The organism is Bacteroidota bacterium (assembly GCA_018692315.1).
Classification (GTDB): domain Bacteria; phylum Bacteroidota; class Bacteroidia; order Bacteroidales; family JABHKC01; genus JABHKC01.
Genome location: JABHKC010000044.1, coordinates 1 through 24,639, shown reverse-complemented (window position 1 = coordinate 24,639; position 24,639 = coordinate 1). Strand labels below are relative to the sequence as shown.

Sequence of the window (24,639 nt, the reverse complement as noted above, 5' to 3'; positions counted from 1 at the left end):
TATGATTATTCCATCTAAATATGAAAACTTAAACAAGAATGTTTTTGTAATTGGTTCTGAGATAATTAAATTGCTGAAAACACAATCTTACAATATTGAAAAACTATATCAAAAAATTAAAAAGAAAATAGATATAAGCTTTGATACGTATTATGATGCTTTAACATTTTTATGGCTTTCAGAAATTGTAGATAAAAACGAATTTCAGATTTACTTGAAAAAATAATGTATTTAAATAAACTATATACAGAACCTATTACTTTTGAACCAGTGGAATTTAAATCTGGTATAAATTTTATCTTTGGTAAAAAAGAGAAATCTACACAATCAAAAAAATCATTAAATAATATTGGCAAATCTACATTCTTAGACATACTTGATTTTGCTTTGCTTTCTGATTATAACAGTAGAAATAAACGGCTTTTTGCAGCGTATAACAAAGGTTATTTAAAAGAAAAAACGGTTGTTTTAGAGTTTGGGATTAATGAAACTAATTATATTATAAAGCGTTCTTTTGACAATCCTAATAAAGAAATTTTATTTTCAATTAGCAATTCAAAATTTGCACCATATACAAAAGATGAAATAAAAACTAAACTGTGCGATTTAATTTTCAAAAAAGAAGATTATGAGGGGCATTATACAAATATTTGGTTAAGAAAATTAATTCCATTTTATTTAAAAATACATAAATATAAAAAAGAGGGTTTTACTGACCCTATTAGATATATAAAAGAAACAAATGAAACAGAGTTAAATCAATATCATTTGTTTTTAATGGATATTGATAATGCTTTGTCATTTAATAATTTCAAATATCAATCAGAATTAAAAAAAATTAAACCAGCATTAGATGGTATAAAATCATTTTTTGAAGAAAAGTATGATTTAAGTCTTTCTGACAATCAACAAGCAAAAATATCAAGTAATTTAAATAAATTACAAAGAGAATATGAAGAGTTAGATAAGACAATTAAAAGCTTTAAACTTCAAGAAAATTATATAGTTGATGAAAAAAAAGCAGACGAATATACTGCAAAAATCAAACAATTATGGTTTGAAAATTATAGTGATAAAAAACAAATAGAAGCTTTTAGTAATAGTTTAAAGTTTGATGATACTAAAATACAAACAAAAAGAGTGGAGCAACTTTATAAAGAATTTAATGTACTTCTTGCAGAGAATATCAAGAAAACGTTAGATGAAACAATAAAATTTAAAAAAGATTTAATAAAATCAAGAAAAGAGTTTATTAATGAAGAAGTAAAAGAATTAAAGAAAAAAATTGATAAAAGAAAAAAGGAAATTAATGAATTAGAAAATAAACGGAAAAATATTTTTGATTTTCTTTCAAATGAAGAAGCTATTAAAGATCTGTCGGAAGCTCATTATAGATTAACAGAAAAGAAAAATGAACTTTCAGAACTTAAAGGGAGGGTTGATATTTATCGAGATTTGAAAATAGAAAAAACAGAAATTGAAGTTGAAATAAAAAAGCTTGAAGTTAAAGTTTTGGATTTTGAAAAAGAAATTAGTTCTTATAAATATGAACTTTCAAAAATTATACACGAAACGTATAATGCAATTTATCCTGAATATAAGGATGATAATTCAATATTTGATATTGGGGCAACAGATAAACAATCAAAAATTGCAATCAGTTTTCTAGAAAACTCATCAATGTTTGGTAAAGGCAAAAATAATGTAAGAACACTTATTTACGATATTTCATTGTTATTTAATTCAATGTATAAAAACTTAAATGCTCCAAGATTTCTAGTTCACGATGGTATTTTTGATAGTGTTGATAAAGCACAATTTGTCCATTTGTACGAATACTTTGAGACAAAAACACAACAGTTTGAACTAAAAGGACAGCGGTTTCAATATATCTTAACATACAATCAAGAAGGAACTTTAACTGAAGAATTTGGAAATGCAGATAAGGTAAGTAATGAAAAGATTGAAGATGAGGCAATATTAACTTTAACCCCTTCAAAAAAATTATTTGGAAATTTCTAAAATGCCAACGCTTAGCATTCATACACATTGAAACTAAAAGAAAGTACAAGAAAACAATTCACAAAAATCGCATGTAGCTACAAAATTTAGACAATGGGCAACCCAACATATAAAAGAATATATGACAAAATAACTATTTGAAGTTTTCTAAAATTCATTATTCAATATTCGATATTCATTATTTATAACAAAAAAAAGGAAGCCGTCTCCAGCTTCCTTCTAATTTAACTATCTATAAAATGTATTTTAGAATCTAAATCCTAATGTTGCCATTAGTTGATTTGGATTTTTTTCTATCGTAGAAACTACTGGATCCGAGTATTGGTACAAAACATATTCTATCGACTGTTGTGAATAAACATATGCAAAATCGAAATAGAAGCTTTTACTGTTTATTCCAAAACCACCGGAATAGGCTGTTGTGAAAGCATCTTTATTTAATGCATCAGAGTTGTAAGGACTTCCATATAAGGAATATCCAGCTCTCAAACTTAAAGGACCAAATTTCAATTCTGCACCGCTTTTCAGATTTCCGGTTGAAACATATTTTCCTTGAATTTCTTCATTTTCATTGTAAAAATCGTATCCATCGCCACCGTTTCTCAATCGCATGGTCGAATAGTCGATAAATTCGTACTCGAAACTAACAATCGCAGATTTGTATATTACAAATCCGAGGCTACCGATAGCTTTCAAAGGTGTTGTCAATTCATAATCATATCCGCCACTTGCAATATCTCTGAATTGGTCGATTTCGTTATCCATAAAGAAATCCATTGTAGAATTAAAATCTTCTTTCAAGTCGAAAAATGTAGGCGAATGAATTGCTCCACCAATTCTTATCCATTGTACAGGTTTAACAATTGCTCCCAATTTGAAATTTATACCAATTCCTTCAGTTTTGAGATTGTCTTCGTAAATGAATCTGTTTGTATATTCAATTTCATCTCTCGTATCTTCTTCTTCGTGAATAGAAGTGCTTGAGTAATTCACTTTCTGAAAACCTATGCTTGCTCCAATAAAAACTTTATTATCGAAATTTGTCGCTATTGCAGCTACATATTCACCCATCTTTCCACTAGTATTTATTGAACGTCGCTGTAAATGTCCATATTCGGAATTGTTATATTTTATGAAATCGTTTGTGTAAATATTCGATAAAGAATCGAAATATATTGCACCCGTATTGATTGCCATCTTTTCGTAAAAATTTCGAATATCTCCATTATTTGCATTATAGACAAATTCGTCGAGCATAGAGCTTGTTGCTTCATCTGTTTTTACGAGAGTATTAAAATCGAAATTTCTTATACGATTATATCCGAAAGCAATGCTTGTACTTATCCATCCATTTTTATTTCCGGTTTTGAATGTACCAACCAGACCAATATTATTTAGTCCAAAATCGTATTTGAAATCTTCGTAAGCGTGGTTATTCAGGTTCGACAATGTTTTATTGTATGAAATTGACGGTGTAAGAACAAATTCCGATTTACGATAGACACCCAATCCTGCAGGATTAATAAGAATTGCGGAAAAATCGGCGCCAAGTGCTCCAAAAGCTCCACCCATACTTGATAATCGGGCGGTACCTTGCGGAAAACTTTGCGAATATCTCAAAGCATCGCTTCCATTTTGCGAGAATGAAATTGTTGTGATTAACAATGTGAAAAATACTATACTTATTACTTTTTTCATGATTATTTGATTTTTGAGTTAATGGCTTTTTAAACTTCTGTTGACAACAAAATTATCTACGACCTCTGCTTGAACTTGATGAAGAACGTGAAGATGAACTGCTGCTTCTTGAAGATGAACTACTTGAGCTACTTTTTGAGGGCGAATAGCTAGAGCGGCTTGAACTTGAGCTACTTCTTGAAGGTGAAGAATAGTTGGAACGGCTTGAACTTGAACTACTACGCGGAGAACTGTATGATTTTTTATTTGCACTTTTGCTCGGTGAGCTATAGCTCGATCGTGAGTTTCGGTTTGAGCTGCTACTACTTGAATTAGATCGTGGTTTCGTATAAGATGAATTTCTTTTTGGGCTATTATAGGTCTTATTTGGTTTAGAATAAGTTTTAGTAGGTTTAGTATAATTTTGCTTTGTTGAAGTGCTTTTTCTATAATTCGAATTGCTTGTTGTGCTACTTTTTGGTTTTGAATAATTTTGGTTCGTGCTACTTTTTGAATATGTTTTAGAATCAGAATATTTATAGCGAGAATCACTATTATATTTTGGTTTAGTAGTATTACTTGGCTTTTTATATTTAGATGTGTTCGAAATATATTTTTTTGATTGTGGTGGCTTTGAGCTTGTATTACTACTTGTTTTACTTGATTGAGTATTTTTCGAAACTTCCTTATTATAATCCTGGTAGGTTTTAGTGTTACTCGAATATTTTGAACTTGGGTCTATATTCTTTTTTGAAGATTGTTCAGAAATAGTCCTATTAGTTTGAATTTTACTATTTTCACTAACATTAGTTTTTGTAGGCTGAGTAGTACTATTTGATAAATTATTATTTGGGTTTTTAATGTTTTTAGCATCGCTCTGTACAGAACTATTCGATTGAGAGTTGCTTGCAGTAGGCAAATTTTGAGGAGCTTTTGAATTTGTTATTTTATGATCGACAGGTAATTTTGTGCTAGAAATTGCAGCAGAATTCGAAAAACTTCCATTGGTAGAAACGTAATGAATATTGCCACCATTTTCTTTTATTGAATTTTCAAACTTTCTTCCAAGCGAAGTGTTTCCTCTATCAACAATCCCATCTGTACTACTATTTTCTCTTTGTCCATAGTAGTAATTTGTTCCGTCATAGCTATTGTAGTAATTGTCGCCATGGTAATTTCCTCCGTAATTTCCTGAATAGTAACCGTCCCAATAACCATGATAATATCCTGCAGAATATCCATAATATGGTGAATAATAGGAATAATAAAATGGATTGTAGCCAAAACCAAATCCAAAACCGTATGGACTATAATAAGATCCATAAAATCCATATGAAGGATACCACCAATTGTAGCCCAAATAAATGCTTGAACCCCAGTAGTATGGATCGTGGTTATACATATAATAATTTGTATAATAATTGTCGTAATAACCACAACCGACATAAGGATTATGAAATCTTCTTATTCGTGAAGCATACTGATAATCGTAATAATCGTCATATTCAAAATCATCATCATAATATTCCTCTTCAGGATAGTATTCATATTCCTCATCATCATAATATTCCTGATTCTGATTTTCTAAATTTTCATCATTACCATAATTTGAATAATCTCTATTTTCAAAATCTTGGTTTTCCTCGGCTATTCCGCCACTTTTATAGACATATTCATTATTTGAGTTTTCTTGATTAGTTTGATTTGTATCAACATATACATATTCTTTTTCAATTTCAACTTCCTGGTCGTCAGGCGAATAATATATGTCATCTGTATATCCTGAATTAATGTAATCCGTTGTTGAGCATCCAACAAACAATAAAGGTATAACTACAAAAATTTTGAACATTGTTTTCATTTTCTTTCCTCCTTTAAATATCATTTTTATAAATATTTTCTTTTTCTTTGCAATAAATTCAAACGTGCAATTTACAATTATTATACCAAAAATTAGAAGATGGCAAAATTTTTAACAAGTAGAAGCGAGAATTATTCGCAATGGTACAACGAGTTGGTTATAAAAGCAGACTTAGCGGAAAACTCAGCCGTGAGAGGATGTATGGTGATTAAACCTTATGGATATGCAATTTGGGAAAAAATGCAAGCACAATTAGATAAAATGTTCAAAGATACAGGACATTCTAATGCGTATTTTCCTTTGTTTATTCCAAAATCCTTTTTTAGCAAAGAAGCAAGTCATGTCGAAGGATTTGCAAAAGAGTGTGCAATTGTTACTCACTACCGATTAAAAAATGATCCTGATGGTAAAGGTGTAGTCGTTGATGATGATGCAAAATTGGAAGAGGAACTCATAATCAGACCCACCTCAGAAACAATAATCTGGAACACCTATAGAAACTGGATACAATCATATAGAGATTTACCGATTTTGGTAAACCAATGGGCAAACGTTGTTAGATGGGAAATGCGAACTCGTCTTTTTTTAAGAACAGCAGAATTTCTTTGGCAAGAAGGGCATACAGCACATGCAACGAAACTTGAGGCTGAAGAAGAAACAATGAAAATGATAAATGTTTATGCAGATTTTGCCGAGCAATGGATGGCACTACCAGTTATTAAAGGTGCAAAAACAGAAAGCGAACGATTCGCCGGGGCACTTGAGACTTTTGCTATAGAAGCTTTAATGCAAGATGGTAAAGCTTTGCAATCGGGAACATCGCATTTTTTAGGGCAAAATTTTGCAAAAGCATTCGATGTGAAGTTCGCCACAAAAGAAGGTAAACAAGAATTTGTATGGGCAACATCATGGGGAGTTTCTACTCGATTGATGGGAGCTTTAATAATGGCTCATAGCGACGATAAGGGATTAGTTCTTCCTCCAAAGCTTGCACCAATTCAAGTAGTTATTGTTCCAATTTATAAAGGAAACAAAGAATTTGAAGAAGTTGATATTGTTGCAAAACAAATAGAACAGAAGCTTAAATCTAAAGGAATCATCGTAAAATATGACAATAGAGATACTCATAAACCGGGCTTCAAATTTTCCGAATATGAATTGAAAGGAGTTCCTATTCGTATTGCGATAGGTCCGAGGGACGTTAAAAACAAATCGCTTGAAATCGCAAGGAGAGATACTCTTACCAAAGAGTTTATACCACAAGAAAACATCGAAGAAATTGTTGAAAATTTATTGACCGAAATTCAGAAAAATATCTATAAAAAATCATTCGATTTTAGGAGCAATAACACTAATAAAGTTGATTCCTACAATGAATTTAAAGAAATAATTGAGGAAAAAGGTGGTTTTGTTTTAGCTCATTGGGACGGTACAGCCGAAAGTGAGCAAAAAATTAAGGATGAAACAAAAGCTACAATTAGGTGTATTCCTTTCGATTCTACTGAAGAGGAAGGCAAATGCATAATATCAGGTAAACCTTCAAATATGCGAGTTTTGTTTGCGAAGGCTTATTAGTACAATATTTTTGGTCAGCAGTCTTCAATTTCTTTTTATATAAAAGACTGCTGATCAATATTCAGAATTGATTTTCGTCAATTTTATTCCAAAATTTCAATTAATTTTCCACCTGAAGTCATTTCTCCAAAGTTAATTTCAGGATTTCCTTTATAATAAATATCTCCATTTCCAATAATCGAAACAAATAGAGAATTTGTAGCATTAACATAACAATCTCCGGTAGAGCTGTTTGTGATGAATATTTTACTGCAAACTAATTCTTGAGAAAACAAATATCCTGTGCCATGATTATAATAATATGCAATATTTGTACTGCCATTCAAAATAAAATCGCCGGTTCCGCTATGTAAACTGAAATGAATAGTATCGTAATTTAAAGATAGTTGCATGCTTGAAACTCCGGAATAATTATCAATCAGAATTTTGTTTCCAAATAAAGTATCATTCGAAAAAATATTACATTCCCCATTTAATAGTAAGTATTTTATTGAAATAAAGCTAATTGTAACTTCAATTTTGTTTTTGAATGAGCGGGTCCAATTGCAAATATTATTGTTCGATAAAACCAACTTTTTATCTGAAACTTTAGTAGAAATTTGTGGAATTAAATTCTCACCACAGATTATTTTTATTTCATTCACAGTATCTTGTTGCAGATAAATATCGAAAACATCGTTAATCTCTATTTCGTTAAAATCTGACAATTGCCTAATTTCTATTGTTTCTCCTCCTGTAGCCTGATAACAATTTTCTAAATTGCAGGAATATAAAAAAACTAATGCAAGCAAATATATTTGTCTTGTATATAACGGATTAATGTATCTTATTTTAAGCATTAGTTTAAAACTTAAAAACAAAATCGACATAAGGAATTCCTGGAAAAATAGGATCTTGCAATAAATTTATTAAAGCTAAATCTACACTGATTTTTTGACCAAAAAATCTGATTCCAGCAGAAACTATTTGCAATTCACTAAAAATCCAATTTTCTGTAACTAAAGCAATTCTTGGAGACAATCTTTGCATTCCACTGATCATCAAGATTGGGTACTTCAAGAATTCGTCATCCAATGAAACAATACCTAAACCGATGGTTTCATTGATATCAGAGTTTCCATAAGTCAAATTTCCATATACAATACTACCAAGAAATTCAGAAGCTCCAAAAAGAAATAAACCGCCACCAGCACTAATTTTTTCACTAATTTGAAATCCAATCTTTGGTTGGAAAAAAAACAATTGTTTTGATATTTCCACATCAGGCATTATTGAAAAACCTCCACCGATAGATATATTGTCAGTTATTCCATAATTTGCCGACATTAAAATCAATTCCATATTTTGAAAATATCCTCCACCTTTTTTCAAACTTCGTGCTGTAGGTCCGAAAAAGTATCTCGAATCATGCGGATTTTCAAACCAATATTTACCATTTATTATCCTATCAGATGAAACAATTTCTAAATTTTTAATATTCTCCAGTAAAATTGTTATTTCTCCAAACTCATAAGATTCTATAACTATTTTAACATTTCCTTTTTTAATAATTCTACCTATAATAGTTGATCCTTGTTTAGTTTCAATATTAGCAATCGAATCACTTTCTGTAACAATTTCTTTTTCAATAATATTATGCTTGATATCTGATGATTCAGTTTTCGTATTTTGGGAAATTGCACTTAATTGAAGTAAAATCAATAATCCCAAAGTTGTATAAAATATTTGCGAAAGTTTTCTTGAATTTTTCATAATGAAAATATTTTAATAGTAAACAGATAGCAAATTTACTTAATATTATATATGAAAACAAAGTGATTTATAGCAATATTAAACTAAAAATAATCACAAAAACGAAAAAGTTTTTAAGTTTGAACCTTCAGTTTTTCGCCTTCCGATTTTGCTATTATTACGGCTCCACAAGTATCGCTCCAGCAATTTACAGAAGTACGAAACATATCTAAAACTCTATCAACTGCAAGAATTAAACCTACTCCTTCGAGCGGGAGATCAATTGCAGAAAGAATTACTGTGATCATAACCAATCCTGCCATTGGAATTCCTGCGGCACCAATCGAGGCAAGCAAGGCTGTTAGAACAACAATCACTTGTTCGAAAAATCCAAGTTCAACTCCATATGCCTGAGCAATGAACATGGCGGCTACAAGTTCATATAGTGCAGTTCCGTCCATATTAATTGTTGCACCTAAAGGCAAAGTAAAACTTGTGATTTTATCTGAAACTCCTGACTTATGCTTAACTGCATCCATTGTTAATGGAAGTGTAGCGCTCGATGATGAAGTAGAGAAAGCAGTTAATAGCGGAGTAGTAACAGCAGAAAAATGTTTGAGTGGATTAACTTTTCCAACAAACCTCAGCAAAAGGGGCAAGGAAATAAAAGCATGTACAAGCAAACCTAATATTACAGCAAGCATATAAATACCGAGACGGCCAAAAAGTTCAGGTAAATCAGATTGCTCGGAAACAACTTTTGCTACAATACCAAAAATTCCAAAAGCTGTAAATTTTATTACAAACATTGTAATTTTCATCATTACCTCGAAAGCCGAATTAAAGAAATTAGTAAGAAAAACACTATTCTTATGAGGAACTTTACTTATGAAATATCCGAATATTAGTGCAAAAAATATTATCGAAAGCATCTGATTTTCAGCCATAGCTGAAATAATATTTGTAGGAATTATGTTGATTAATGTATCCCCAAACGATTCGCTGGCTTCATTTAGTCCAACAACTTCTTCTTTTAGACCCAATTCTGCGCCTACTCCAGGTTTTAGGAGATTTACAAAAAACAAGCCTGTGAGAATTGCGAGAATACTGGTCGCCATGTAATATAGCATGGTTTTTATTCCTAAGCGGCCAAGATTTTCGGCATTTCCAATATTGGCAATTCCTGAAATGATTGATGTTAAAATAAGCGGAATAATAACCATTTTTAGGGCACGCAGAAATAATACTCCCATCCAACTTACATAACCAACATATTCGCTAAAAAATATTCCATAAACAATTGCAAAACAGAATGAAATCAATATTTGCCAATGTAATTTTAGTTTTAACATATGATAGTTTTTAGGTAGCCTGAATATATTTAGATTTTCATAAGATAATAATGCGTAAATATGGCTTATGTTTCTAAAATACCAATTCCCTGACGCTGGATTTCATAATCTGAATCTGTGCAATCCACAATGGTTGATGCTTCGTTGTTGCCATAACCTCCATCTATCACTACGTTTACAATATCTTTGTATTTTTCATGAATTAATTCCGGATCGGTTGTATATTCCAGAACTTCATCGTCGTCGTAAACAGAAGTTGACATTATTGGATTCCCTAAAATCCTGACAATTTCTCTAACAATATTATTCTCTGGCACTCTTATTCCTACAGTTTTCTTATTACTTTTAAACAATTTGGGAACTTTATTGCTTGCATTTAGAATAAATGTAAAAGGTCCGGGTAAGTTCCTGTTCATTAGCTTATATACATTATTGTCAACATGTTTTGCATAATCGGCAAGATGCGAGAGGCTGTGGCAAATGAAAGAAAAATTTGCTTTTTCCCTTTTAATGCCTTTAATAGCGGCTATTCTCTCCACTGCTTTATGATTATTTATGTCGCAACACATTCCATAAACCGTATCGGTAGGACAAATAACTATTCCTCCTTTTTGAAGAATCTCAACAATTCGATTTATTTGCTTTTCGCTGGGGTTTTGTGGATATATTTTTATTAACATAATGTTTAAAGCTATTTGAAATTACTTATTATAATCTGCTAAAAATTTTGCAATCCCAATATCAGTGAGTGGATGGTTCAATAGTCCGAGAATTGCTTTAAGAGGACAGGTTGCAACATCTGCGCCGGCTTCTACACACTTGATAATGTGCATTGTATGTCGAATAGATGCAGCAAGTACCTGAGTTTCAAATTCGTAGTAGTTAAACATTTCTACTAATTGAGAAATAAGTTCAACTCCATCGGTAGAATTATCGTCCAATCTACCAATAAATGGCGAAACATAGGTTGCCCCGGCTTTTGCAGCCAACAGAGCCTGGCCTTGAGAAAAAACCAATGTGCAATTTGTTTTTATTCCCTTTCCTGAAAGATATTTGATGGCTTTAATTCCATCTTTGGTAGCCGGAACTTTTACAACAATCTGCGGGTGCAATTTGGAAAGTACAACACCCTCTTTTATCATTCCTTCAAAATCTGTAGAAATTACCTCGGCACTTACATCGCCATCAACAATTTCGCAAATTTGCTTGTAATGGTTCAAAATCTTAGAATCTCCTTTGATTCCTTCTTTTGCCATAAGTGAAGGATTGGTTGTTACTCCATCAAGTATTCCTAAATCCTGAGCTTCTTTTATTTCAGAGAGGTTTGCTGTATCTATAAAAAACTTCATTTTCTTATTTTTTCATTAAAAAATCGCACAAAAATAATCAAATATGTAAAAGTATTTCGATTGAAAGAACTTATTGATTAATTAATTTTAAAAAAAAACTAAAAGGATTATGTGCGTATTGCTATGTCTGAAATGCCTCGAACGAAACACAGGAAAGTTAATTTTGTGATTTGGTGACTTCGGATCACCAAATCACTTTTAAATCGAACACACTATGAATCTCAAATCGTCTTTTAAAGTTCTACAAAGCCTTAAAACTTCAACATTTAACTTCAATAGACAAATTATAATTTGCCTATAAAAGAATGAAATTAGTGATAAAAATAATGTTTAGCAATTAAAATGAATTTTTAACTTTGCGATAAATATTCATTCCTTAAATAACTAATATTGTGAAAAAAATTACAAGTATATTAATTGTTCTTTTTGCTATTACTTATAGCTATTCGCAGCCAGCTTGGACTTATACCAACACAGGCATTTCGCACACCATTCTTGCTCAAGGAACAATTCCTGTATCTATCAATGGAGTTCAGATTTCTGTGGGCAATTATGTTGGAGTTTTTTATAATTTAAACTCAGGTGGGCTTGCTTGTGGTGGATATACGCAATTGACAGGCAGCCAAATTTCCATTATCGCTTACGAAACACAAAGTGGAATTAACAATGGCTTTGCAACAAATGAAGAATTCAAATGGAAAATATGGAGAGCTTCAGACCAAAGTGAGTTTGATGCAGAAGCAACTTATTTGTCAGGATTACCACAACAAGGAAATTTTTCTGCTGGAGGATATAGCGTATTAAATTCTCTAATTGCATTTACACCGATAATGATTACAGGTGTTACTATTGAGGGCTGCCCAATAGGTGAAACTTCAGGTTCAATTGATATTAGTGTTGCGGGTGGACTTCCGCCATATTCATATTTATGGTCGAACGGTGAAACCTCCGAAGATATTGATCAATTGGCAAATGGTATATATTATTTAACTATATCAGATACAGTGAATCAGGTTTTTACTAGTTCTTATGAGATAGAAATCATTTATGACGAACAAGAAATCTTTTTAAGTTCCGGTTGGAATATTTTTTCAACATATATAAACCCTGTGTATCCATTGCTTGATTCAGTTTTTTCAGAAATTGTAAACAATGTATATATAACAAAAAACTTCTTGGGACTTGTGTTTTGGCCGCAATATGGAATAAATAATATTGGAAATATTACAATTGGACATGGCTATCAAATAAAAACAAACACTGCTGATACACTTATTATTTCTGGTATTGAACTTGGTCCAGAACAAACCCCAATTGCAGTTCCTGCCGGATGGAGCATGATTGGATATCTGAGAAAAGCTGTAGCACCAATCGATTCAATGCTTTATACTATCGGTCTAAATATTGATTTAGTAAAAGACCAGATTGGAAATGTTTATTGGCCACAATATGGATTTAATCTTATTGGCGATATAGAACCCGGGCAAGGCTATCAAATAAAAATGAATTTAGCTGATACTATAATTTATCTTGCAAACGAACCACCGATACCGGAAGGTTTTGTACAAATCCCCGCCGGAGTTTACGATATAAATGGCACCAATGTAACACTAAGCTCCTACAACATAAGCAAATACGAAGTGACACACACCGAGTTTATTGCTTTCCTGAACAGTATAAACTGCAATGCCACTGGCAGTTACTTCGATGCTGCTTATGGGAATATTGAGTATATTGATATGAATGGCTCATATTGTGCCATAGACCATAACGGCAGCAGCTTTTATTTTGGTGGTAGTAATCATGCCCCAACAGCCGATTGCCCGGTAATTGAAGTAACATGGTATGGAGCAAATGCATATGCCTTGTGGGCAGGAGGCAGATTACCCACTGAAGCCGAGTGGGAATCAGCAGCACGAGGAGCAGCCATAGCACAAGCCGCCGGAACATATAATGACACTTATGCAGGCACAAACAGCAGCAGCTCACTTGGAAATTATGCCTGGTACAGCTCAAATAGTAGCAACCAAAGCTATCCTGTAGGTACAAAACTGCCAAACGAAATTGGTTTATACGATATGAGCGGTAATGTTTGGGAGTGGACAGCAGACCGACATCAAACTAACTATCCATCGGGAACAAACAACCCAACAGGAGCTACATCGGGCTCTGTCCGCATTTATCGTGGTGGTAGCTGGTACGGCAGTTTCATCAGCTGTGAGCTTTCCCGTCGTTTCAACACCTACCCGTACTACAGCTACAACTTTATAGGCTTCCGAATTGTTTTACCATAGTATTTTAGGTTTTCTATTTTAAAAAAGACATAACATATTGGGTGTAAAATATTTTCGAAAATCATTTTTTTGTTCATTCTAATGATAGATTAGAAGCAATAATGAATCTCAGTAAGTTCGCTTATCAACAAACTTAATTCCTTCAATATAATTATAATCGCTTAATATTTAGCATATTAATAGCTTTTGTGAAAATAATGATAAAATCATGCGAAATTTCATGTTGGTTTTTACAATTTGTTACTATTTTTATCGAAAATTAATTAAATGTTTATAGTATGAAAGATGTATATATTGTTTCGGCAGTAAGAACTCCAATTGGAAGTTTTGGTGGTTCATTATCAAAAGTTCCAACAACAAAATTGGGAGCAACTGCAATAAAAGGTGCTATAGAAAAAGCAGGTATTGATGCAAACAGTATCGATGAGGTTTTTATGGGAAGTGTTCTACAAGCAAACCTTGGACAAGCTCCGGCACGTCAAGCCGCAATTTTTGGAGGTGTTCCAAATCACGTTCCATGTACCACTGTTAATAAAGTTTGTTCTTCAGGAATGAAATCAGTTATGTTTGCAGCACAATCAATAATGTTAGGCGACAACGACATTGTAGTAGCCGGCGGTATGGAAAATATGTCAGCAGTTCCTCATTACATAGACAGTGTAAGATCGGGTTTGAAACTAGGGCACGGAAAAATACTTGACGGAATGATTAAAGATGGATTATGGGATGTTTACAATGATTACCATATGGGAAATGCAGCCGAGCTTTGTGCTACAGAAATGAATATTTCTCGCGAAGAGCAAGACGAATTTGCAATAGAATCTTATAAACGCTCAGCAAATGCAGTGGAAAATGGTCTTTTTAAAGAAGAGATTGTCCCAGTAGTTATTCCTTCAAGAAAAGGAGATATTATTGTTGATACAGACGAAGAATATAAAAATGTAAAATTTGAGAAAATTCCAGCTTTACGTCCTGTTTTTATTAAAAATGGAACAGTAACTGCCGCAAATGCTTCAACTATAAATGATGGTGCTGCAGCTTTGGTACTTATGAGCAAAGAAAAAGCAGAAGAACTTGGAGTTAAACCAATTGCCAAAATTCGAGGCTATGCAGATGCTGCTCAGTCCCCTGAATGGTTCACTACCGCACCGGCATTAGCTATTCCAAAAGCAATAGAAAAAGCTGGTTTGACAAAAGAAGATATTGACTTTTATGAAATTAATGAAGCATTTTCTGTGGTTGCGCTTGCTAACTTAAAGAAAATGGAACTTGATTCAAAAATTGTAAATGTAAACGGAGGAGGAGTTTCTCTTGGTCATCCATTAGGAGCATCTGGTGCCAGAATTATTGTAACACTTCTGAATGTTTTGAAACAGCAAAATGCAAAAACCGGTGTTGCCGGATTATGCAATGGCGGGGGAGGAGCTTCTGCTATTGTTGTTGAAATGGTCTAAAGTTTTAATTATTTCATAAAAAACCCTCTTTAGTTTAATAAAGAGGGTTTTTTATTTATAGTATTTTTTTCAGTATATCTTTTAGTCATGCATAAAAACATTATAAAATAAAATTTATTTAATTTCAAAAAAATGTAACTAAAAGCTAAGCTGTTCGTATAACAACGATTACAAAAATATAATGTGCTGAATATGAGATAATAAACGATTGTTTTTAACAGTTAAATAATTGAACAAAAAATTTGTTTTGTGAGGTTAAAGTATTATTTTTGCAAAATTTTTAAATATAGTAAATGAGACAATTAAAGATAACAAAGTCTATTACAAATAGAGAAAGTGCTTCTCTAGACAAATACTTACAAGAAATTGGCAGGGAGGAACTTATCACTGTTGAAGAGGAAGTTGAATTGGCTCAGAGAATTAAGAAGGGAGACCAAATTGCTTTAGAAAAATTAGCAAGAGCAAACTTACGCTTTGTTGTTTCTGTAGCAAAACAGTACCAAAATCAAGGTTTGAATTTGCCGGATTTAATTAATGAAGGTAATTTAGGATTAATAAAAGCAGCCCAGAAATTCGATGAAACAAGAGGTTTTAAATTTATTTCGTATGCTGTTTGGTGGATTAGACAATCAATATTGCAGGCTTTAGCCGAACAATCCAGAATTGTCAGACTTCCTTTAAATCAGGTAGGATCGCTAAACAAAATAAATAAGGCATTTTCTAAATTCGAACAAGAATTTGAAAGAAAACCATCACCTGAAGAATTGGCCGATGCTTTAGAAATTCCTAAAGAAAAAGTAGTTGATACTATGCGAGTTTCAGGCCGTCATGTTTCTGTGGATGCACCTTTTGTCGATGGCGAAGAAAACAGCTTGTTAGATGTTTTAATTAACAGCGATTCGCCAATTGCCGATAAAAGTTTGCTTAACGAATCTCTAAGCAGAGAAATTGATAGAGCACTTGCTACTCTCACCGAAAGAGAAAGAGATATTATCAAACTATTTTTTGGTATTTCAATGACAGAAATGACATTAGAAGAAATAGGAGAGAGGTTTGGTTTGACCCGCGAAAGAGTCCGTCAAATTAAAGAAAAAGCAATTAGGAGATTAAGACACACATCAAGAAGTAAGCTATTGAAGTCTTATCTTGGATAAAATGTAGTGGTTCATGAAAATGAGTCTTTTAGATTATTAAAATCAATTACCTTTAAAAAAGGAATTCAAAATTACGATTGAGTTCCTTTTTTTTTGTTTACCAAATAAATTCCGAGAAAAATAATAACAACAGAGGATATTTGAATCAAGCTGACAGTTTCATTATCTAATATTCCCCAGAATATCGCAAATACAGGGATAATATAAGTAACAGAAGCAGAAAACAAAGCCGTTGTATGTTTTATTAATACATTAAAAATAATAATAGCTGTGAATGAACTTAATAATGCAAGAGCACAAATATATCCGAAATTTAATAAACGATCGGGGCTTTCGCTTGCTTTTGTGAAATCTGAAAATATAAGATAAATTCCGGCAAATGGACCTATCATCAGAAAGGATAATGCAGCTACTGAAACTCCGCTTAAATTCTGCAATTTACTTTTCACTTCATTTGTATTTATTGCATAAAACATTGTTGCAACAACTATTAGAACTGAATACCAGTAATTTCCTTCGAATGATCCATTTGAGCTATAAAAAATTAAAACAGCAGCTCCAATTAATCCAATCAATACTCCAAAAATATTTACTATATTAGTTTTAATTTTATAAAAAATAACACCAATAACGAGGGTAAATACAGGAACTAAGGTATTTAACATTGCTGCAAGCGAACTACTTATTTCTGTCTGACCTTTGGCAAAAAGTATTGCAGGAAAAGCGTTTCCAATGAAACCAACAATTAACAAAGACTTTACATTCTCTTTCGATAACTTTTTTAAATTCTTAATTATCAATGGTATAAAAGCTACAAAAGAAATGAAAATTCGAAAAGCTGCAACTTGGTAATCTGTATAAGAATCAAGTCCTTTTTTCATTAAAATGAACGATGAACCCCAAATAATTGCCAAAAAAATCAGTATTGCCCATTGCCATAGTTTTCTTTCGAGATTCATGTATTTAAACGTTTTTTGAGAATGAATCTGAAATTGTGATTTATCTAATAATCGTTTTCAGATTTGCATTTGTGTGAAATTTTGTATTGAGATAATTGGTTTTAGTACATTAATAAATTATTAAAACTACTTAAAGACATTACTTACTTACTTTTATAAGTTTAGATTGATAGGACCTTAAATTTGTACTAATTTTTACAAAATATATTCCGTTTTGTAAGTCTTGCAAATTGTTAAGGCATACCTTATTATATGAAGTCAATTTAAGAGAGACAGAATATTCTTTTACAATTTTTCCTAATAAATCAACAACAACAATATTGATATACTGACTATCAACACTATAAAATTCTATATTAATTTGATTTGTAAACGGATTAGGAAATGTTTTTGTATGATTTTCATTGTAAAAGTCATCATATTCAATATTCTGTAAAACTAAATTCGATGCAGCAAAATCTGGTACACCATATCCTTTTAATGAATCAGGCGAAAAAAATTGGTCGGAACTTTCTTCAATTGCATGAAGTATTTCCATATTTGTTAAATCCGTGTTTGCTTGCCATAAACAAGCCGCCATACCAGCAATTATTGGGCTAGCAAAAGAAGTTCCACTTCCTGAACTAACTTGACCTCCCGTTGATTGAATCGTAGCACCATAACCTTTTGCTGCAACATTTGGTTTTATTCTACCGTCAGGAGTTGGGCCAGTAGAGCTAAAACCAACATAAACTTCATTCTCATCTACAGCCCCAACACTTAAAACACTATCGGCATCGGCAGGTGCAGTAACATATTGCCAAGAGCCACCTCCACTATTTCCGGCACTAACAACTACTAACATTCCTTTACTTGCAGCAATATCAGCTCCAACAGAAATTACAGTTGTATTTCCATCTAAATCAGAATAAGTATGATTTTGACTTGGATCGTTGAAAGTGTTATATCCTAAAGATGTATTGATTATATCTACACCGGCACTATCAGCAAATTCTGCTGCAGAAACCCAATTATCTTCCTCAATTACATATTCTGTAGCACCATCTTCCGAACGCAATAGCCAAAATTTTGCTTTTGGAGCTGTACCTATAAATTCGCCCGGTATGTTTGCACCTATTGTAGAAAGTACCATCATTCCATGAGTATGTCCAGAAAATGAAACTGTACCTCCATCGACAAAATCTCTTGTGCCAATTATTTGATTATTAGCCCACAAACTATCAAAAGCTGGTAAAATATCTGTATGATAAAATCCGGCATCGATTACTGCAATAATTTTTCCCTGTCCTTGAAAACCCTGATTGTGCAGTATATGTCCGTTTAGCATTTTTATTTGGTTGGAAGCTGCTCCGTAGTCAAACAAAATGAAACTATCTGTTGCAAAGCTTTCATTTTTAATTTGATAACCAAATTTATTTTTAGTTGTTTTGTTTTCATATAGTAAAGCAGATTTGTATAAATCTGAAACGAAACCTAAATTTTGAATAGTGTCTAAAAGTGCAGTATCTGTTGAGAAAACAACGGCAGTGTTCATCCATTTCGATGTGTTAAGGATTTCCAATCCTAAAGATATCAAACTGTCAACATAAACAGGATCTACGGGTAAATCATTTTCAATTATGGGAATATTCTGGTTAATTCTTCTCTGAATGGCTCGTTCCGATAAAAAATTTTCAGGATTCTGAATAGAATAGGGGGTATTTGTTTTATCTGTAAAATATATTCTATATTTGTTTGGAGCTACTTGAGCATTTACTACAAAACTTAAGCTAAAAAAGACTAAAATTATCTTATATTTCATCATTCTATAAATTCATATTAAATAACAAAGCTAATTAAATTATTCAAAAGTTTAGGAAATTACAGTTGCGCTGTGAATGAACTATAACAAATCTAACAGTAAGGCACCAAATAAAACAAATATTACTATGCCTCCGATGAAACTAATTGTTTGCAAAATTGTCAAAACTATTATGCGTTTGTTTTGAATATTAATATCTTGAATAGCAGTGAGTTGAAGAAAAAGAATTAATCCAAAAATAATTGAAATTCCGAAAAGTATCCATGAGTATGCTAAATAATTAGAAATACAAACACAGATTTTTTGTAATTCAATGAAGTTGAATATTGCTGCGAGAATTGTGATTAGAATAAAAAACGAGGAAATATAAATTTGTAATCGCACTGATGATAAAACTACAGCTATCTTTTGTTTTCCCATCACAAATCAATTCAGAGAATTACATATTTTATTCTAAAATATTTTGCCTTAAATATCAATGTTAGCATATTTTGCATGTTGCTCAATAAATGCTCTTCTTGGTGGAACTTCGTCGCCCATAAGCATAGAGAAAATCCTGTCGGCTTCAGCAGCACTGTCAATGGTAACTTGCCGTAAGGTCCTTCTCTCAGGATTCATGGTAGTTTCCCACAATTGTTCGGCATTCATTTCACCAAGTCCTTTGTATCGTTGAATATGTACTCCACTTTCCGAGCCTTTACCAATTTCATTTATAAATGCAATTCTCTCTTCTTCGCTCCAGCAATATTGTTGTTGTTTGCCTTTTTTCACAAGATATAATGGTGGGGTTGCAATATAAAGATAACCTCGCTCAATAAGTTCCAGCATATATCTGAAAAAGAAAGTCATAATCAATGTTGTAATGTGGCTGCCATCAACATCCGCATCGGTCATAATTACAACTTTATGATAACGTATTTTTTCGAGGTTTAAAGCCTTGCTATCTTCTGCAGTCCCGATTGAAACACCGAGGGCAGTGTAAATATTTTTTATTTCTTCATTTTCAAATATCTTATGCATCATTGCTTTTTCAACATTCAAAATTTTTCCACGAAGCGGCATTATTGCTTGAAATTTTCTATCTCTACCTTGTTTAGCAGTACCTCCCGCCGAATCGCCCTCAACAAAAAATACTTCGCAAAGTGTCGGATCTCTTTCCGAACAATCGGCAAGTTTTCCGGGCAAACCGGCACCACCAAGAATATTTTTTCGTTGAACTAATTCTCTGGCTTTCCGAGCGGCATGACGAGCTGTTGCCGCAAGAATTACTTTCTGTACAATTGTTCTGGCATCTTTCGGATTTTCTTCGAGATAATTCGACAAAAGTTCGCTAACAGCCTGATCTACAACACTACTAATTTCTGAGTTTCCAAGTTTTGTTTTGGTTTGTCCTTCGAATTGAGGTTCTTGAACTTTTACTGAAATTACAGCTGTTAGTCCTTCACGAAAATCGTCTCCACTAATATCAAACTTTAGTTTTGTAAGCATTCCGGATTTATCGGCATAGTTTTTTAAGGTTCTGGTCAATCCTCGCCGGAAACCAGTAAGGTGTGTTCCTCCTTCATGTGTATTTATATTATTTACATATGAATGAATATTTTCGCCATAAGAAGTATTGTACTGCATAGCAATTTCAACAGGAACATCGTGTTTCGTAGTTTCAATATTTATTGTATCCTGAATTAATCTCTCTCTATTTGCATCTAAAAATTCAACAAATTCTTTTAGACCATCTTTTGAAAGAAATGTTTTTTGCCTATAATCACTTTCATTATTTCCATTTTCAATTTTTTCTCGTTTATCAACGATAGAAAGTTTTATCCCTTTATTGAGAAATGCTAATTCTCGAAGTCGGGTTTCAAGAATTTCAAAATTATAAACAGTAGTTGTGAAAATGGAAGCATCGGGATAAAATGTAATTATCGTTCCAGTTTTTTCTGTTGTACCAATTTTTTTAACATCATAGAGTGGTTTACCGAATTCGTATTCTTGCTTATATATATATCCTTCTCTGTGTATTTCTGCAGCTAAATGGGATGACAATCCATTTACACAAGACACACCTACACCATGCAAACCTCCTGAAACTTTATATGAGTCCTTATCGAATTTTCCACCTGCATGAAGTACAGTCATTACAACCTCTAAAGCAGATTTTTGTTCTTTTTCGTGAAAATCTATAGGAATGCCTCGTCCATCGTCAATGACTGTTATTGAACAATCTGCATTTATAGAAACATCTATATTATTACAATATCCTACTAGTGCCTCATCAATGGAATTATCTACAACCTCATATACCAAATGATGTAGTCCTTTTGTACTTACATCGCCAATATACATTGCAGGTCGTTTTCTTACAGCCTCTAATCCTTCAAGAACCTGAATACTATCAGCAGAATATCCAGTTACGCCATTATTATTGTTTTCTATTTCAGTCATTTACATTTTATTTTTTTTCTAAAAAAGCAATGCCGAAATTAATAAATTATTACGATTTTACAAAAGAAATATTTTGTTTTGTTTAGGAATTTCTACGAACGGCTTGCTCTGTTAGAGCTATCTTTTTTTCATTCTATTATTTTTCACAAAAAGGTCGCTCCGCTGGAGCTGGTTTTGTTTTTGCGATTATATCTTTCTACAAACAGGTGGCTCCTTTGGAGCTTATTTTTTATTATTACATTTTACAACCAGCTTACTCTGCTGGAGCTATCTTTTTATCATTTTGCTGTTTTTTCCAAACAAGATGTCTTGTTGTGGCTTTTTGTTGTTTTTTGCTCCATAGGAGCATCATACTGTTTGTAAAATATGGCTCATATTTTTTTATAGTTCCGTAGGAGCGTCCTGCTATTTTGCGTTTTGTATCTACTCAACTCAATCCATTTGACAATCCTTCATTGGATAGAATATCAATAGATATAGGTGCAAGAAATAATGATGTAAGTCATAAAGAATTCTGAATTGCAAAATACCACGTATTTCAAATGAGATCATTTGCATTCAATTCCTATTGGACTTGTTATCAGCACAATAAAAAGTATTGAGTGCTTACTTTTTTATTTCTATTGAAGAAATTTTTATTTATTTGTAGTACATACTATGCAATCGGGCGAGTAGCTTTATCAAATCATACCGACAACATGTTGTCGTGAGCTGGGAAATATTGCGGCGATGTGAAAATGCTTTTCGTGTTTTTGTATGCACGGATTGCAAATCTGTGTTGACGGGTTATGCAAGGTTTAGATTTTTTTATTATGATTTTTATAAAGGACGTCTCCACAGTCCATCATCATCAGCACTTGCAAAAATGTAATGATCGTTAATTTCAATATTCTCAATATTAACATTAGAGGTTAATCCGTTGTTTATTTTAACCCAATTATCTCCATTGTCATCAGAAAAATAGACTCCACCACTTTCTTCTGATGAAATCCCAGCAAAAACATAATTACCGCTAATGGAGACAGAGGAAGAATATATATTTGAAGGCAAACCATTATTTATTGTGCTCCATGAACTTCCATTATTAGAAAAAAACACATTATCTGTTGTTCCAACAAAGATGTTTGTGCCTTTTATGGCTATTGATATTACATATTCTGAATCTAAAACACTTACTAAAGTCCAATTCATTCCATTATCATTAGAAGAATACAAACCTTCATCAGTTCCTGCATAAACAGTTGTACCATAAGAAACAAAAGTTGTTACTCGAACACCTGATAAATTAGACACAGACCAAGTATTACCACTATCTTCTGAGGTAAATATTAGATAACCTCCATTGTAAACGATTATATTTGGCTCATTTACATATAATGTATAAACATTTAAATAGGTCAAGTAATTATGCAAACCTTCTCCAATATTAGTCCAAGTCTTACCTTCATTTGCGGATACATAAATACCATCTTCATAAAATGGTGATGATGAAGAAGTACTTACATATAAATTATTGTTTGTAATATAAAAACTGGTAATACTGGTACCATTGGAAACTTCATTAGAAATGTTATTCCAGGTATTTCCATTGTCATTTGAAAAGTATAGATCATCTTCAAAGCCATACATAAGCTTATTTAAAGAGCATACAAAATCATCATAACCTCTATTGTCTGGAATATTAAGGATTTCCCATTGTTGATTTATGTTAAATCCATTTTCATCTTTTTTACAGCTTTGTGCAATTAATAGAATCATAATAAGAATAAACATGTAAATACTTGCATTTTTTTTCATAACTTAATTCTTTTTAATTAATTTTAATAACAATCATGGTTGTTATTATTCGATATACAAAAATAACATAAATTTTTATAAAAAAAATAAAATATTTATAAAAATATATTTTACTTGCAATTGGTCATAGTAGATAAAAGCATTATCTGCCATCGGTTAGGTGCATTTGTTACTTTTTTTGCAATATAAAACTGATTTCTTAATGTTTTTAAAGAATTGTTTCAAATCTTTTATTTAGTTGTTTGAGTTTAATAAATGTAAATGATTCTTCTGGAAATTTCAATTGCCAATCAAAATATGATTTAATTGCTTTATTATTCATAACCAAATTCACATACCATCCGAATGTAGTATGAGCATCTTGAAGTTTTATTAACCTACGATCAACATATAAGCCAACATCATCCAAGTTGTTTAACACATAAAAATCCATTTCCTCTGCTGTGTAGTATCCTTTTTCTGGGTATATTAGTTTAGGATATATCTTTTCTGTTTTATTAATGTCAATTTTAAATATTGGAATGTCATCATTTGTTTCAAACTTTACACTATTCGAATATAGAAGTGTAAATATTGTCATAACTTCCGCTTTGTTGAAATTTGAGGTAATTGATTGTATGAATGTTGCATTGTTAACAGAGTTCAGTTTCTTTATTTGGTAATATGCGAAATAGAATAAAAAAAATGTTATTAAAACATGTGTCGTATTTAATACAGTGTTTAATACTTCCATATTCAAAGCATTCATTAAAACCATATTCATAATCTACCAATATTCATTTTGTAACTAAACTGCTATTCTACAATACTTCATTTCCAAATATATGAAAAAAAAACAAACCATTTATTTCTTCTACAAAATATTACTCTTCTTTATGCAAATTATCAAAATTTCCATAGCTCAAAATCAGGGCTGTTCAATGCTAAATATCATAAATTTGAAAGATCTTGTTTTTAGGCATTTAAGAATTAGGTTTTAGAAAACAAAAAATCACAAATTATTGGAATTCATAATCTTAATAAAAAATAAAAATGACTATCAGGAATTTCGCCCAAAATTATTATCTTTGTGTGAAAAAATGAACCTATTTGAATTTACTAACAGATTTCCTGATGAATCTGCTTGCATTGCATACTTCAAGGAAACTCGCGACAAATTGGAAGTTGTGTG

General features: G+C 31.9%; 19 protein-coding genes. 6 read left to right on the top strand and 13 right to left on the bottom strand.

Features of this window, described 5'->3' with window-relative positions:
- The first annotated feature begins 1 nt into the window (after nucleotide 1).
- Together HN894_03645 and HN894_03640 are read left to right on the top strand one after the other, a co-directional pair.
- A complete protein-coding gene (locus tag HN894_03645) occupies nucleotides 2-226 on the top strand; it encodes a hypothetical protein (protein ID MBT7142407.1) in 225 nt (74 codons plus the stop codon).
- Nucleotides 226-2,022, top strand: a complete 1,797-nt coding sequence (locus tag HN894_03640; GenBank protein ID MBT7142406.1) for a DUF2326 domain-containing protein — start codon at nucleotides 226-228, stop codon at nucleotides 2,020-2,022. Before HN894_03645 ends, HN894_03640 begins: the two co-directional genes overlap by 1 nt.
- A gap of 246 nt (nucleotides 2,023-2,268) precedes the next feature.
- Here the strand turns inward: HN894_03640 and HN894_03635 are convergent, their stop codons facing one another.
- Together HN894_03635 and HN894_03630 are read right to left on the bottom strand one after the other, a co-directional pair.
- Nucleotides 2,269-3,720 (bottom strand): hypothetical protein, encoded by a 1,452-nt coding sequence (locus HN894_03635; protein ID MBT7142405.1) that lies wholly within the window; start codon nucleotides 3,718-3,720, stop codon nucleotides 2,269-2,271.
- Nucleotides 3,721-3,772: 52 nt separating this feature from the next.
- Nucleotides 3,773-5,584, bottom strand: a complete 1,812-nt coding sequence (locus HN894_03630) for a hypothetical protein (GenBank protein ID MBT7142404.1) — start codon at nucleotides 5,582-5,584, stop codon at nucleotides 3,773-3,775.
- Between the two features lie 75 nt (nucleotides 5,585-5,659).
- On the opposite strand from HN894_03630, the gene HN894_03625 reads away from it, so the two are divergent.
- Nucleotides 5,660-7,135 (top strand): proline--tRNA ligase, encoded by a 1,476-nt coding sequence (locus tag HN894_03625; protein ID MBT7142403.1) that lies wholly within the window; start codon nucleotides 5,660-5,662, stop codon nucleotides 7,133-7,135.
- An 83-nt stretch (nucleotides 7,136-7,218) separates the two neighbouring features.
- Here HN894_03625 and HN894_03620 read toward each other — a convergent pair whose 3' ends face one another.
- The 5 genes from HN894_03620 to fsa all read right to left on the bottom strand — a co-directional run bounded on the left by HN894_03620 (nucleotide 7,219) and on the right by fsa (nucleotide 11,567).
- Nucleotides 7,219-7,974, bottom strand: coding sequence for a DUF2807 domain-containing protein (locus HN894_03620; GenBank protein ID MBT7142402.1), 756 nt, complete (start codon nucleotides 7,972-7,974; stop codon nucleotides 7,219-7,221).
- Nucleotides 7,975-7,978: 4 nt separating this feature from the next.
- Nucleotides 7,979-8,887: a hypothetical protein gene (locus HN894_03615; protein MBT7142401.1), complete on the bottom strand. Its 909-nt coding sequence runs from the start codon at nucleotides 8,885-8,887 to the stop codon at nucleotides 7,979-7,981.
- Between the two features lie 113 nt (nucleotides 8,888-9,000).
- The gene (locus tag HN894_03610; protein MBT7142400.1) at nucleotides 9,001-10,218 is read right to left on the bottom strand and encodes a dicarboxylate/amino acid:cation symporter; all 1,218 of its coding nucleotides are present in this window, start codon (nucleotides 10,216-10,218) and stop codon (nucleotides 9,001-9,003) included.
- Between the two features lie 65 nt (nucleotides 10,219-10,283).
- Nucleotides 10,284-10,898, bottom strand: a complete 615-nt coding sequence (locus HN894_03605; GenBank protein MBT7142399.1) for a threonylcarbamoyl-AMP synthase — start codon at nucleotides 10,896-10,898, stop codon at nucleotides 10,284-10,286.
- Nucleotides 10,899-10,919: 21 nt separating this feature from the next.
- Nucleotides 10,920-11,567, bottom strand: coding sequence for a fructose-6-phosphate aldolase (fsa, locus tag HN894_03600; protein MBT7142398.1), 648 nt, complete (start codon nucleotides 11,565-11,567; stop codon nucleotides 10,920-10,922).
- An 830-nt stretch (nucleotides 11,568-12,397) separates the two neighbouring features.
- On the opposite strand from fsa, the gene HN894_03595 reads away from it, so the two are divergent.
- The 3 genes from HN894_03595 (at nucleotide 12,398) to HN894_03585 (ending at nucleotide 16,469) form a co-directional block, all read left to right on the top strand.
- Entirely contained in the window at nucleotides 12,398-13,861 is a 1,464-nt protein-coding gene (locus HN894_03595) for an SUMF1/EgtB/PvdO family nonheme iron enzyme (GenBank protein ID MBT7142397.1), read from the top strand.
- Nucleotides 13,862-14,139: 278 nt separating this feature from the next.
- Entirely contained in the window at nucleotides 14,140-15,315 is a 1,176-nt protein-coding gene (locus HN894_03590) for an acetyl-CoA C-acyltransferase (GenBank protein ID MBT7142396.1), read from the top strand.
- Nucleotides 15,316-15,608: 293 nt separating this feature from the next.
- Nucleotides 15,609-16,469, top strand: coding sequence for a sigma-70 family RNA polymerase sigma factor (locus HN894_03585; GenBank protein ID MBT7142395.1), 861 nt, complete (start codon nucleotides 15,609-15,611; stop codon nucleotides 16,467-16,469).
- A 71-nt stretch (nucleotides 16,470-16,540) separates the two neighbouring features.
- Here the strand turns inward: HN894_03585 and HN894_03580 are convergent, their stop codons facing one another.
- From HN894_03580 to HN894_03555, 6 genes are all read right to left on the bottom strand, one after another.
- Nucleotides 16,541-17,428: an EamA family transporter gene (locus HN894_03580; protein MBT7142394.1), complete on the bottom strand. Its 888-nt coding sequence runs from the start codon at nucleotides 17,426-17,428 to the stop codon at nucleotides 16,541-16,543.
- A 139-nt stretch (nucleotides 17,429-17,567) separates the two neighbouring features.
- A complete protein-coding gene (locus HN894_03575) occupies nucleotides 17,568-19,232 on the bottom strand; it encodes a S8 family serine peptidase (protein ID MBT7142393.1) in 1,665 nt (554 codons plus the stop codon).
- A gap of 78 nt (nucleotides 19,233-19,310) precedes the next feature.
- Nucleotides 19,311-19,649, bottom strand: a complete 339-nt coding sequence (locus HN894_03570) for a hypothetical protein (protein MBT7142392.1) — start codon at nucleotides 19,647-19,649, stop codon at nucleotides 19,311-19,313.
- Between the two features lie 48 nt (nucleotides 19,650-19,697).
- A complete protein-coding gene (gyrB, locus tag HN894_03565; protein MBT7142391.1) occupies nucleotides 19,698-21,671 on the bottom strand; it encodes a DNA topoisomerase (ATP-hydrolyzing) subunit B in 1,974 nt (657 codons plus the stop codon).
- A gap of 819 nt (nucleotides 21,672-22,490) precedes the next feature.
- Nucleotides 22,491-23,468, bottom strand: coding sequence for a hypothetical protein (locus HN894_03560; protein MBT7142390.1), 978 nt, complete (start codon nucleotides 23,466-23,468; stop codon nucleotides 22,491-22,493).
- A gap of 208 nt (nucleotides 23,469-23,676) precedes the next feature.
- Entirely contained in the window at nucleotides 23,677-24,231 is a 555-nt protein-coding gene (locus tag HN894_03555) for a hypothetical protein (GenBank protein MBT7142389.1), read from the bottom strand.
- Between the last annotated feature and the right edge of the window lie 408 nt (nucleotides 24,232-24,639).

Bases quoted from the DNA above. Each gene is read 5' to 3' on its own strand.
- HN894_03625 (MBT7142403.1), top strand. From the start codon at position 5,660: ATGGCAAAATTTTTAACAAGTAGAAGCGAGAATTATTCGCAATGGTAC.
- HN894_03595 (MBT7142397.1), top strand. From the start codon at position 12,398: ATGATTACAGGTGTTACTATTGAGGGCTGCCCAATAGGTGAAACTTCA.
- HN894_03620 (MBT7142402.1), bottom strand. From the start codon at position 7,974: ATGCTTAAAATAAGATACATTAATCCGTTATATACAAGACAAATATAT.
- HN894_03615 (MBT7142401.1), bottom strand. From the start codon at position 8,887: ATGAAAAATTCAAGAAAACTTTCGCAAATATTTTATACAACTTTGGGA.
- HN894_03645 (MBT7142407.1), top strand. From the start codon at position 2: ATGATTATTCCATCTAAATATGAAAACTTAAACAAGAATGTTTTTGTA.
- HN894_03605 (MBT7142399.1), bottom strand. From the start codon at position 10,898: ATGTTAATAAAAATATATCCACAAAACCCCAGCGAAAAGCAAATAAAT.
- HN894_03575 (MBT7142393.1), bottom strand. From the start codon at position 19,232: ATGATGAAATATAAGATAATTTTAGTCTTTTTTAGCTTAAGTTTTGTA.
- fsa (MBT7142398.1), bottom strand. From the start codon at position 11,567: ATGAAGTTTTTTATAGATACAGCAAACCTCTCTGAAATAAAAGAAGCT.
- HN894_03570 (MBT7142392.1), bottom strand. From the start codon at position 19,649: ATGGGAAAACAAAAGATAGCTGTAGTTTTATCATCAGTGCGATTACAA.
- HN894_03580 (MBT7142394.1), bottom strand. From the start codon at position 17,428: ATGAATCTCGAAAGAAAACTATGGCAATGGGCAATACTGATTTTTTTG.
- HN894_03640 (MBT7142406.1), top strand. From the start codon at position 226: ATGTATTTAAATAAACTATATACAGAACCTATTACTTTTGAACCAGTG.
- HN894_03630 (MBT7142404.1), bottom strand. From the start codon at position 5,584: ATGATATTTAAAGGAGGAAAGAAAATGAAAACAATGTTCAAAATTTTT.
- HN894_03585 (MBT7142395.1), top strand. From the start codon at position 15,609: ATGAGACAATTAAAGATAACAAAGTCTATTACAAATAGAGAAAGTGCT.
- HN894_03560 (MBT7142390.1), bottom strand. From the start codon at position 23,468: ATGAAAAAAAATGCAAGTATTTACATGTTTATTCTTATTATGATTCTA.
- gyrB (MBT7142391.1), bottom strand. From the start codon at position 21,671: ATGACTGAAATAGAAAACAATAATAATGGCGTAACTGGATATTCTGCT.
- HN894_03635 (MBT7142405.1), bottom strand. From the start codon at position 3,720: ATGAAAAAAGTAATAAGTATAGTATTTTTCACATTGTTAATCACAACA.
- HN894_03590 (MBT7142396.1), top strand. From the start codon at position 14,140: ATGAAAGATGTATATATTGTTTCGGCAGTAAGAACTCCAATTGGAAGT.
- HN894_03555 (MBT7142389.1), bottom strand. From the start codon at position 24,231: ATGAATATGGTTTTAATGAATGCTTTGAATATGGAAGTATTAAACACT.
- HN894_03610 (MBT7142400.1), bottom strand. From the start codon at position 10,218: ATGTTAAAACTAAAATTACATTGGCAAATATTGATTTCATTCTGTTTT.